General features: G+C 68.6%; 8 protein-coding genes. All 8 read right to left on the reverse strand.

All coding sequences use genetic code 11. From position 1 onward, the window contains the following. Positions 1-360 precede the first annotated feature (360 nt). Positions 361-1,173: a class I SAM-dependent methyltransferase gene (locus E6J59_03860; GenBank protein TMB22413.1), complete on the reverse strand. Its 813-nt coding sequence runs from the start codon at positions 1,171-1,173 to the stop codon at positions 361-363. A 247-nt stretch (positions 1,174-1,420) separates the two neighbouring features. Next, a complete protein-coding gene (locus E6J59_03865; protein TMB22414.1) occupies positions 1,421-1,867 on the reverse strand; it encodes a hypothetical protein in 447 nt (148 codons plus the stop codon). Further along, entirely contained in the window at positions 1,867-2,901 is a 1,035-nt protein-coding gene (locus tag E6J59_03870; protein ID TMB22415.1) for a zinc-binding dehydrogenase, read from the reverse strand. The genes E6J59_03865 and E6J59_03870 overlap by 1 nt, the downstream gene beginning before the upstream one ends. 632 nt (positions 2,902-3,533) lie before the next feature. Continuing rightward, positions 3,534-4,589, reverse strand: coding sequence for a HupE/UreJ family protein (locus E6J59_03875; GenBank protein ID TMB22416.1), 1,056 nt, complete (start codon positions 4,587-4,589; stop codon positions 3,534-3,536). A 1-nt stretch (position 4,590) separates the two neighbouring features. After that, positions 4,591-5,976 (reverse strand): tetratricopeptide repeat protein, encoded by a 1,386-nt coding sequence (locus E6J59_03880; protein TMB22417.1) that lies wholly within the window; start codon positions 5,974-5,976, stop codon positions 4,591-4,593. Positions 5,977-6,066: 90 nt separating this feature from the next. Then, the gene (locus E6J59_03885; GenBank protein TMB22418.1) at positions 6,067-7,647 is read right to left on the reverse strand and encodes a DUF4331 domain-containing protein; all 1,581 of its coding nucleotides are present in this window, start codon (positions 7,645-7,647) and stop codon (positions 6,067-6,069) included. Between the two features lie 1,380 nt (positions 7,648-9,027). Next, positions 9,028-10,782, reverse strand: a complete 1,755-nt coding sequence (locus E6J59_03890) for an adenylate/guanylate cyclase domain-containing protein (protein TMB22419.1) — start codon at positions 10,780-10,782, stop codon at positions 9,028-9,030. A gap of 286 nt (positions 10,783-11,068) precedes the next feature. Continuing rightward, a partial coding sequence (locus tag E6J59_03895) for a methyltransferase (GenBank protein TMB22420.1) occupies positions 11,069-11,499 on the reverse strand: 431 nt, incomplete at its 5' end.

Below are 11,499 nucleotides of genomic sequence, written 5' to 3' on the forward strand. Positions count from 1 at the left end.
ATGCGGGCCGCGACGTTGTTCTGAAGGGCTTCGGCGGAACCCACCAAGTGTATCCGGTGCGCTTGGCGTAACAGGTTCCGACGCTCCTTGGTTGCATCGCCCGTGCACGTCGAGCTCGGAGTCTCGTGAGACCGACGCGTTGGGTCCGACGAGAGCCGACCGCGGACGCGAGGGCATGATCGTAGCGGCAGTGCACAGTCGCTGATGGCGGTAGCGAAATCGCGATAGCGACGGCGGCGGGTCCATATTGCGTTATCCCGTTTCTGCTACCGCCGTCGAAAAACCCTTGCCCCGCAAGGGCCAAGAAAGCTTCCCAAGCTGGACGTCGCCGGTTCGACCCCGGTCGCCCGCTCTTCGCATTCAGGCCCTGACCGTCACGCGCAGGAACGTCGCGGGAATGGACGTGGTCCCCGGCGTGGGGCTCTGGTTCTGGCTCTCGAAGAGCGCCACCAGCTCCTTCTGCAAGTCGGCCGCACGCCCATTCTTCTCCGCGGCCTCGAACGCGTTCATCGTCGGGCCGTAATAGTTGCGGAACGCCGCCACGAGCTCGGCGGGTGGTTTCGGGTAGTTGAACGTGTAGGTGTCCCGGACGCACGTCACCTGCTCCTTCGGCACGCCGGCGGCGCCGAAGCGCTCGAGCACGTGGCTCTCCACGCCCCACGTCATGGGGCTCACGAAGCCCTCGGGCGGAGGCGGCGAGTAGGCGGCGCTGATCTTGAGGATCTGTGCCACCAGCGTCGGGTCGTTCGGGATCCAGTTGCCCATCACGATGCGACCGCCGGGGCGCGTCACGCGCACGATCTCCTTGGCCACGTCGAAGGGCTTGGGCGCGAACATGGCGCCGAAGATGCTCACCACGAGGTCGAACATGTCGTCGGCAAGCCCGCTCAGGTTGCACGCGTCGCCCTCCTGGAAGCGGAGGTTCGTGAGGCCATGCTCCTGCGCGCGGCGGTTTCCGGCCTCGACGAGGTTGCGGGCGATGTCGACGCCCAACACGTCTGCGCCGCGGCGCGCCGCGGGCAGCGCGGTGGTGCCATCTCCACAGCCCAGATCGAGCACCTTGAGCCCAGGCTTCACGCCGAGACTCTCGACCACCGCTTCGCCGCTCTCGCGCATGCTCCGCGCGATGCGGGTGAAGTCGCCCTTCTCCCAGAGTGCCTTGTTCGGATTCATGCGAGCGCGCTCCTTTCCGCTTTTGCGGTGACCCATCCAATTCCGCGTGGCACCGCGCGCGTGCGGGTCGTGGGCGCGTGGCGAGCGCTGGCACGGAGCTGCTGCCGGAGACAGCGCTTCCCGGGTGCCCGTGGACGTCCCTTCGTTCCGTTCTTCCCGCACGGCCAGTTCTCGCGCGCTTGGACCCGCGGGATGCGCTGACCGTTCGGAAGCTGGACGATCCCCGCGTCCCAGTCAGCCTCGGGGCTCACCACCCGGTGGCCGCGATCTCCTCGAAATGCTGTACCTCCACCATCATCGGGAGCATGTACCCGACGTAGAAGCTCGTCAGACGGAACGGCCCCACGATCTCCGCCTTCGGCGGCACGATGTCGACGCCCGCATCCTTCTCCCGGTACGCAACCGCCCGGCGATGGATGTCCTCGAGCTCGCCGACCGTCGATACCTCCATCCCGAAGTGATTCATGCGCGGGCACTGCATCGGTGTGTCGTCGGCGATGACAAAGACGAACTGGCGCGGGCTGTAGGCGAGGAAGATCAGCGACGAGAGATCACCGGGCGGGTACGTTACGTCCTGCCACCCGAAGACCTCGCCGAAGAAGTCGGCGAGCTGCTTTCGCCACGCGGCGTCGAGCACCTTCTCGCGCGCGACGCTCATCGCGACGTGGTTGAATCGACCGGTCGGCTCCGCCATCACGCCCCCGGCGCGACGAGGACCTTCGCCGCCGTGCGCCCGGCCGCGAGGTCCTCCATCGCCGGCATGATGCTCGCGAGGGGCACGGCACCGGGCGCGATGAGCGCGTTCAGCGGCAGCGCGTCGGAGGCCAGCAGCCGGAGCGCGTCGTCGAAGCCGCTCGCGTCGTAGTTGAGGGCGCCGGTCACGGTGAGCTCCTTCACGATCAGGCGGTGGTGGTCGAGCTCCGGCCGCAGTATCCCGGTCCCGACGATGACGAGCGTCCCCCCGGGACGGAGCTGCGCCAGGGCGTGCGCGAACGCGGCGGGCTTGCCCGAGCACTCGAACGCGACCTCGACGGCGTCGTCGGGCTCGACGAGCGGCGACGCCGGCGGGTCGAGCTCCTCCGGAGCCACCACGCGGTCGGCGCCCGCTGCGCACGCGGCATCGCGCCGGGCCGGGGACGGCTCGCTCACGATCACGCGGCCGGCGCCCATCGCCTTCAGCGCGGCGGCGTGGAGACAGCCGAGCGGGCCGCCGCCTGTCACGAGCGCCGCCTGCCCGCGTGCAAACCGGCTGCGCGTGATCGCGTGGAGCGCGACCGCGAGCGGCTCGGTCAGCGCGGCCGCACGCGCCCCGAGACCGGGCGGGATGCGGTGCAGCTGGCTCGCGCTCACGGGCACGAACTCGGCGAACGCTCCCGGCCACGCGCCGGCGAGCAGAAGGGCCATGTAGTCGCGGCAGAGAGACGGCCGGCCGCCGGCGCAGAACTCGCAGGTCCCGCAGACGCGGCCGGGCTCCGCCGTGACCTCGTCGCCCACCGCCCATCCGCCGACACCCCGTCCGACCGCCGCGATCCGGCCCGAGTACTCGTGCCCGAGGATCGCGCCGGGCCGGGCCCATCCCTCCATGACGCTGTGCAGGTCGGTGCCGCAGATCCCGCAGTAGTCGACCGCGACCACCACCTCGCCTGCGGACGGGACGGGCACCGGCCGCTCCTGGACGGCGACGGTTCGGTCGCCCGCGTAGACCGCGGCCTTCATCGGACCGGGCATGCACCGGTAGGGCCACCGGCGTCAAGGCATGCTTCCCACCGCCCCGAGCCGCTAGGGGAGCTCTCCTTCCGCGTCCATCAACCGCATCCGACGCCACACCCGAAGGCGATCCAGTAGAAGCCCGACGATCCAGAGTGGCAGTCCGAGTTGCGCGCCGCGAGCGTGAAGCCGTAGGGCGTCACATCCTGGGCGATGCCGACCAGCGCCGCATTGTGGTCGTAGTCGATAGAGGCGCCGTGGCGGGCCGCTGGAGGACTCAGTCGCTCCTGGCGGGCTACGCCTGCGGCCTCGACCCGTGCCCCGTCGAGACTCCGACACGGGCTGCGGAGACAATGGCATCGGCCTCAGCATGCACCGCTCTACCGAACTCTGTGAGGCTCGTAACTCGTGCCGATTCGCAGCCTCTCCCCCTGCCCGAGCCGACGTCTAGCGGCCGCGTTGAGATTTCCCCAGAACGATCCGCTGCGCTATTTCACGAACGATGTGCTCCTCCGCCTCGTCGCTTGAGTCACGTCCGAGGAGATGATCGCGTCGATCGTTCGCGTCCACCTCTGTTCTTCCTGCGGCTGAAGTGGTCGCATCAAAGTCCGGCCTCATGCCGTGAATCGACAACCCGAGTCCGTACCGCCCTGTCAGCCCGTGACCCGTACGACGAACCAGCACAACCCGATCGCCGAGATCGCAATGCTGGCGACCTGGACCCCCCACCCCGCGAACCAAGGGCGACCTCCGAGCCACGACACCAACGGCAGCACGACCGCCAGCACCGCAAGCTGACCGGCCTCCACGCCGACGTTGAACGACGCGAGCGCGAGCGGAATCTGCACCGCCGACAAGGCCACCTCGCACAGGGCGCCGGCAAAGCCGAACCCGTGGACGAGGCCGAACAGGAACGTGAGCCGCCACCGGCGGCGCATCTCGGGCCTGACACAGTTCTCGATGCCGACGTAGGCGATCGACAGCGCGATTGCTGGCTCGATGAGCGTCGGCCGCGGAACCCAGACGCCCAACGCGGCGACGGCGAGCGTTACCGAGTGGGCCAACGTGAAGGCCGTGACCACCCCGAGGACGGATCGCAGCGGACCACCGACCAGCACGAGAGCAAGCAGGAACAGAAGGTGATCGTAGCCGGTGAGGATGTGCTCGACCCCCAGGCGAAACAGCGACGGCCCGACGCTGCCGCGCTCGCCGGCAACGGGGCTCGACGGGGCCAGCTCGAGCTCCGGTTGCCCCTCGTACAGCACGGTGCGCACGGTCTGCGACGGGGACGTCGCGCTCACGAGATGGCGGTGCCCGAGGGAAAGCTCCGCGAGCAGTCCCAGCCGGACGGAGAACGCCGTCGCTTGCCGCGGACACTGGTAGACCGCCGCGAGCTCGACGCCGTCCTGCTCCGTCAGGCCCGCTCCTTCGAGCCCGCCGGCGCACGACCCTGCCCAAACTCGCACGACGATCCCTCGACGGACCCACTCGGAGAGCTCGCCACGCGCGTGCTCGATCTCGCCGCTCGAGAGATCCCCGTCGCGATCGGCGTCGAGGTTCGGGAGCGCCGTCAGCAGCTCCTTGCGCGCGAAGACGAGGTCAGCGCGAACCTGCGCACCCTCGGCTCGGTACTCGCCGCGCGACACTCCGACGGCGTGCGCCCCGCTGGGCATCGCGCGCAGCACGAGGAGCGCGCTCAGCAGGAGCATCCTATGGAGCATTCGGCCTCACCCGCCGGCTCTGCTGCGTCGCTGCGTCGGTGCGGTCCGACGTCGACGCGAGCAGCGCTCGCGCCTCGGCGGCTCCGGTCACGTCGAACTTGGGGTTGATCGCGAGGGCCTTCTCGACGAGGGTCCGGCCCGCCGGGACGGCGGCGGCCATCTGGATGGCTCCGGCGTGATACAGGATGCGTGCATCCGGCGTTCCCAGACGGAGTGCGCTGTCGCTCGCCCGGCGCGCCTCTTCGATCCGCCCGGCGCGATAGAGGACCCACGCATACGTGTCGTCGACGTAGACGCCGCCGCGCCCTGCGCGCTCCTCCTCGATGAGCCGCAGCGCCTCGTCGATGGCGCGGTTCTTCGTCGCGTAGAAGAGCGCCAGCGTCAGGCGGTCGCCACGCCGGCCCGCCTGAACGACGCGCTGGCTCTCGGCCTCGGCACCGGCGACGTCGCGGAGCATCGCCCGGGCATCGGCGAGAAGCCAGGCTGTCTCCGGCAGGGGCTGCGCGCGGTAGGCCTTCTCGAGGAAACCAATCGCTCGATCCGGCTGTCCTTGGCTGAGCGCCACCCGCCCGCGTGCGACGAGGGCTGGCGGATAGTCGGGGACCCAGCGGAGCGCCTCCGCGAGGAGGGCGTCGGCGCCGTCGTAGTCCGCCTCGTGCCAGAAGACCTTCGCCGCCTCGACGAACGTCCAGGCAGTGGGCTCCGGATCGCGACGATCCCTCCCGCTGAGCGCGGACCGGATGAACCGCTTCGCTCCATCCGTGTCACCCGTGAGCCAGCGAAAGTACGATGCCCGTGCGTACAAGACCGGCCCGGGCTTCACGTCCGCGCTCCGTTGCGCGGCGGCGACCGCTTCTTCGAACCGCCCCAGCTCGAGCAGCGCGTCGCTCAGCGTCCCGAGGGCAATCGGGTTCTCCGGGTCGGCGGCGAGGATCTTCTCGGCTTCCTGTCGAGCCTCCTCGAAGCGGTGGCCGTTGATCAGCACGAGGCCCCGGAGCTCGCGGGCCGCCGTGTTCTCCGGCGAGACGCGCAGCGCCGCGTCCGTGCAGCTCGCGACGTTGACATAGAAGCCGGGATCGCCGGAGAGCCGCGCCTTCCGCACCCATTCCCAGCCCACGCGGACCCAGCCGTCAGGTTTCGTCGGAAGCGTCCGGGCTCGGGCCTGATCGACGCGGATCGCCTCGTCGACGGGCGATCCGCTGCTGACCTCGGTCAAGCACGCCTCTCTGGCTTCGTCGGGAGTCAGCTGGATTCCCGCGGAGCCGAGTGGCGGTGCGGCGTAGGTGACCGCCAGTGGCTCGGCCTGCCACCATCCCGCCAGGGCCAGGCTCGTGGCGACCCGGACCCAGCTGGACGTAGATCGAATCCGTGACATGACGACGATCCTCCACGGGGACGGACGGCCTCCACGGGGATCGCCCGTGGAGGCTGTCCACGTTTCGATTGACGCGCCAGGCGCGTCGGTTCAGTTGGCCGGCTCGCCGTGCCCCTGCGTGAGGCCCTGCAACGCGACCGGTATCCAGGGGAACGCCAGTCGGCGCTGGGCCGCGCTGAAGTCGACGCCGTCGCCGATCTGGACGGTGCTCGGATCCGGCGAGAGGATCACCGTCAGCAGCACGTCGCTCACGTCGGCCTGCTCGTGGTTGCGATCGATCCCACCAATGATCGGCCGGCCGTTCGGGAAGCTGGAATCGATCGCCATGTCCACCCGCAGGACGTCACCCACGGTCCGAGGCGAGATCGGCACGTGATGGGCGCCGGGGAACGGGATGTCGTCGAGGTCGACGATCTTGAGGAGATCGACCCGGTTGAACTTGAGCGAGTCGGGGACCGGATCGACGCCCAGCGCCTTGTAGATGCCGAGCGCTTCCGCGTCCCGGACCAGAATCGGGTTGAGGACGTAGGTGCCGAAGTTGTCGAAGTCGTCGAGCGGATTGCTCCGCAGGTACTTCTCCTGGTCCTGGACGCCCACCAGGCCGGCGTTGAAGAGCGGGAGCGCGTTGCGGCCGACGCGCACGAACTTACCTCGGCCCTTGTCCTTCTCGTACCGCTCCTTGCTCAGCACCCGGACGCGCGGCCGCGACTCCGACACGTGGATGGCGAGGAGCGTGTCATCGCCGGGCGTGCCGTTGTGCGCGGGCGGCTGGCCCGTGCCGGTGAGCTTGCTCGTCGGGATCTCGAGCGCGATGGAGAAGAGGTTGAACCCCGTGAAGACGTTCTCGGCCTGCGGCATCTGGCGTGCACCCGCAACCTGGAGCCGCGTGCCGTTGACCTTCACGAAGCTCGACGCCGGATCGCCGGCGAGGTTGAGGACGTCGAAGATCCCCTTCTCGTCGAGGTAGTAGAAGTCCGCCGCCTGCCCCGCCCAGATCCGGCCCTCGGAGCCGTTGTCTCCGAGCGGGTTGATGAACCGCGCCGTGAACGCCTCGTTGTAGCATCCGACCTCGCGGCTCGTCCGATCGCCGGAATCGTATCCCTGGAACTGCGTGCAGCTGGGATCGATGGCCGGGATGTTATACGCGAGGCGGTCCGTCTGCGGACCCACGTTCGATGGTGAGACGGGGAGCCCTCTGCCGATGACCTTCCCCTTCTTGGCGCCGGCTTCGATCTTCGTCACCGTGTAGAACTGGGAGCGTCCCGAGATCTGGTCGAGGAGCTCTCGGCCGTCCTTCAGCGTGAGGGGCTTCGTTCCGTCGCCCGGGTCGACACGCGGCGCGGGATTCGTGTCGAACTTGATCTGGTACGTGACGACGTCCTTCAGCGGACCGGTTCCGCGTGCGATGTGGACCTCGTAGAGCACGTCCTCGCACGGCCCGAGCTGCTGGTTGCCTTGGCCGGGCTCATGGAGCGGCAGGAAGTTGAAGACGATATTGAGCTTGTCGTGCGTACCCGGCTCCACCCACGCATAGGTGTCCGTGTTGTCGATGCAGGGGTCGACGCGGGTCGCGTACGTCTCGCGATGACTCGACGCCTGGACGATGGGCGCAGCAGCCGCCAGAACGAGCACCGCCCCCGCTGCGCCGATCGCGCCGGTTCGCTTCTTCATTCGATATTCCTCCTTCTCCTCGGGCCTTTGTAGGCCGCCTCTTGAGAGTCCTCGACTCCTGCGCAGAAATAGAGACCTACCGTCGTTACGGACCGGCGGGTTCGATCGGATGGCGCCGGCCGCTAGTACGTCACTTGGCCGGCCGTCGATCGCGCGGCGTGTCCCGGCGGCGCGGCGTCGCACCGGCAGCGACCGGCCCGTCGACTGGCGGCGTATAGCCGGCGGGGGGCCAGGTGCTGCACTTCATCCCGCACGTGCCGGGCTTGTCCGCCGCCGGAGACAGACACGCGGCCTGACACTCGAACGGATGCGTGCAGAGCTCGCCCGCCTTCTTCGCCTCCGAGCACCGACCGTCGATGCAGGCGAGGTCGCTCGCACAGGTGGAGCCACCGCAGGGCTCACCGAGGGCGGGCGACGGTCCTTCGACGCATCGGCGCGATGCGCAGTGGCTTCCCGGAGCACAATGGCGATCCGAGGAGCACGCGCCCCCCGGCGGGGCGAACCCGACGCATCGACCCCGGAGGCAGAACCCGGCGCACTCCGGATGGCCCGTGTCGGACTCGGACTGCCTAGCGTACGTCGCGAGCGTGTCCGGAGCACCCCCGCACGCGGCACCGGGGACGCTCGGCGGAGCGCAGAGGCCGGGGACGGTCGGCCCACTACCCAGGCAATGCAGTCCGTCGCGACACTCGAGCGACGACCGACAGCGGGCCCCGGCCTCGAGCCGGCCATGCACGATGCCCCGGCAGCTCGCGGGGACCCGCGGTAGGTACGGCGTCACCCAATCACAGCCCTTCAGCTCACGGGAGGATTCCGCAGCACAACGGTCGACAGCGGCCGGGTCGAGGGTGACGGCATCGTCCCCGAGCGAGCGGCGGAGCTCGCGAGCGCACGCACCCGCCAGGCCGCCGCTCGGGGAAGTGCCACAGCACTGCGCCTTGCGCGTCTCGGGCAGGCTTTGCAGCGCGTCGCACAGACGCTGGCTCAGCTTCTCCGACATCCGGTTCGACTTCGACGGCCGTTCCTGGACGGACGCCCCGGAGCTCGCGCCCAGCACCAAGGACACCGCCGCAACGAGGAGAAGGCACAGTGGCGTCGTGCAGTCGGACCTCGCGGAGATCATGGAACGGGAATTGCTCCTTCCCTGGACCTGACGGGTATTTGCGTCCTCTTCCTGTGTACGAGCCAGGAGCGCAGAGCGGATTCCCGCCGCAGACGCGGACGGCGAGATCGGAAAGCTGGCCGCCGCGCCGAAGTATTGCGTTATCCTGTTTCGCTGGCGCCGCCGAAAAACCCTTGCCCCACAAGGCCCGAGACAGCTTCCCAGCTGGACGTCGCCGGTTCGACCCCGGTCGCCCGCTCTCTCTCGGAACTCGCTTCTTACTCCGGCAGCCCGGCCTCGCGGAATGCGGCCGCGAAGGCTTCGCGGATCTCTGGCTTCACGAATCCAGCGAATTCCAAGAAGCGGAGGGCGCGGAAGGTTGGCTCCAGCTCCACAAGCCGCCGGGCGAGCGCGTTCGCCTCTTCGATGCGGCCGGCCATGGCGAGCGCCGAAGCCTGCAACGCGTAAAGGACGCTGAAGCGCGGGTTGGCCTGTACCGCCTTCGCGAAGCATGCCGCTGCGTCGTCGTAGCGCCGGAGGCGAAGCCGCACGGCGCCCAGGGCGACATAACCTTCATGGCTCAAGGGATCAAAGGGACTGAGGCGCAGCGCTCGGTTCGCATAGTCTTCGGCGAGCACCGGGTCGCCGCTCCAGGCATGGATATGCGCGCCCCAATAGAGCGCGGTCGCGCAGGAGCTGTTCAGCGACAGCGCGCGGGCGATGGCGCCCGCCGCCGCCTCGAAATCGTGGGCGAGATGCAGAACGGTGAGAGCCGCATAGGCGAGTGCCGTGGCATCGTCGGTGCCGAGGGCAAGCGCCAGTCGTGCATGGCGCACGCCCTCGGTGCGGTCGGCCTCGTCGAAGCCCGCGCCGCGGAAGCGGGTCTCACGGCTCACGGCCAAGGCCGCGTGGGCCACCGCGTAGTTGGGATCGAGCTTGAGCGCCTCTTCAAGATAGCCGATCGCGACAGCGGCGTCTCCGGGCATGGCCGACTGCGTGTGAGGCAGGGCGCGGAGATACAGGTCATAGGCGCCGAGATTCTCTGGGCGCTTGCGCCGCGCGCGCTCGATCTCCGCGCGGCGAACGCTCGGTTCGATGATCCCGACGATGGTCTCGGTGATCTTGTCCTGAAGGTCGAAGACGTCTTCCAGGACGCCGTCATATTTGTCGGCCCAAATATGCGTACCGGTCTCAGCCTCGATGAGCTGTCCCGTGATGCGCAGGCGATTGCCGCCCTTGCGCAGGCTGCCCTCGAGCACGTAGCGAACGCCGAGCTCGCGCCCGACCTGCTTGATGTCGATGACCTTGCCCTTGTAGACGAAGCTCGAATTCCGCGCGATCACGAATAGCCAATTGATCCGCGACAGGCCGGTGATCATGTCCTCGACCAAGCCGTCAGTGAAATATTCCTGCTCGGGATCGCCGCTGAGGTTCTGGAACGGCAGCACCGCGATCGAAGGCTTGTCGGGAAGCGGTAGCGTGAGGTGCGGCGCTTCCGCGGCGCCGGCCAGGTCGATGCGATAGACTCGCATGGGGCGCGCGATGTTTTTCAGCATCTGCTCGCCCAGATCGACGAAGGCCTCCGGCAGCTTGTCGCGGATCTGGCGCCAGACATCCTCCGAAAGACTGATGCCGCCCGGATCCGCGACGCCTTCCAGCCGCGCCGCGATGTTGACGCCGTCGCCCAGTAGGTCGGCGCCATCGACCACGACATCGCCCAGGTGAATCCCGATCCGGAAGGCGATGAGGCGGTCGGCAGCGATCTCGGCATTACGCTCCGCCATACTGCGCTGCACGGCCAGCGCGCAGCGCACGGCGTCGACGACGCTCGGAAACTCGACGAGGATGCCGTCGCCGGTGGTCTTGATGATGCGGCCGTGATGCGTCGCGATGGCCGGATCGATCAGTTCCAGCCGTATGGAGCGCAGCCGCTCGAGCGTGCCTTCCTCGTCGATGCCGACCAGCCGGCTGTAGCCGACGACATCCGCCGCCAGCACCGCTGAAAGCCTACGTTCGACGCGTTGGGTCTCCATCGTTCGCTGTTTGCCGGGAGAGAAGGCCCGATCCTACCGATTCACGACCGCACAACCAATCGGCGCTCGGCCTCCCCGCGGCCCGTGCGGGAGCAGAGGCTACAGCTCCGATGGCTGCCTTGCAGCCGTATTGCGTGATGCTTTCTGCTACCGCCGCCGGAAACCCTTGCCCCGCAAGGGCCCGGAAAGCTTCCCAAGCTGGACCCCGCCGGTTCGACCCCGGTCGCCCGCCTCTCTAGAGCTCCGTTATCGCAAGGTGGGCCTAGCCGACCTGGGGTGGGCAACGCTACTTGTACGCGACCGCCGCGCTCGCGGTGGGCGTCAGCGGGATCACGCGCATCTCGCGGAACCCGACCTGCGTGCACCAGGCCGTGAAGTCAGCGCCGGTGAAGTCGAAGGCGTCGCCGAACTCGATCAACATGTTGAGCGACATCATGAGTCCGAAGGCGTGCTCCCGGCGGGCGTCGTCGATGAGGTGCTCGATCGCCACGAAGGCTCCCCCGTCGGAAAGCGCCTCGTAGGCGGCTCGGATCAGGTGGAGTTTCTTCTCGAGGTTCCAGTCGTGCAGGATCATGCCCATCGTGATCACATCCGCCCCGGGTAGCGGCTCGGTGAGAAAGTCGATCGCGCGGGCCGTGACGCGGTCCCCGAGCCCTCTGGCAGAGATGCGCCGCTCCGCGATCGGGGTCACGACGGGGAGGTCGAGCGTAGTGCATC

It is taken from the genome of Deltaproteobacteria bacterium (genome assembly GCA_005879795.1).
Classification (GTDB): Bacteria; Desulfobacterota; Binatia; order DP-6; family DP-6; genus DP-6.

Coding starts and splice junctions, on each gene's coding strand:
- E6J59_03860 (TMB22413.1), bottom strand. CDS start 1,173: ATGAATCCGAACAAGGCACTCTGGGAGAAGGGCGACTTCACCCGCATC.
- E6J59_03865 (TMB22414.1), bottom strand. CDS start 1,867: ATGGCGGAGCCGACCGGTCGATTCAACCACGTCGCGATGAGCGTCGCG.
- E6J59_03870 (TMB22415.1), bottom strand. CDS start 2,901: ATGCCCGGTCCGATGAAGGCCGCGGTCTACGCGGGCGACCGAACCGTC.
- E6J59_03875 (TMB22416.1), bottom strand. CDS start 4,589: ATGCTCCTGCTGAGCGCGCTCCTCGTGCTGCGCGCGATGCCCAGCGGG.
- E6J59_03880 (TMB22417.1), bottom strand. CDS start 5,976: ATGTCACGGATTCGATCTACGTCCAGCTGGGTCCGGGTCGCCACGAGC.
- E6J59_03885 (TMB22418.1), bottom strand. CDS start 7,647: ATGAAGAAGCGAACCGGCGCGATCGGCGCAGCGGGGGCGGTGCTCGTT.
- E6J59_03890 (TMB22419.1), bottom strand. CDS start 10,782: ATGGAGACCCAACGCGTCGAACGTAGGCTTTCAGCGGTGCTGGCGGCG.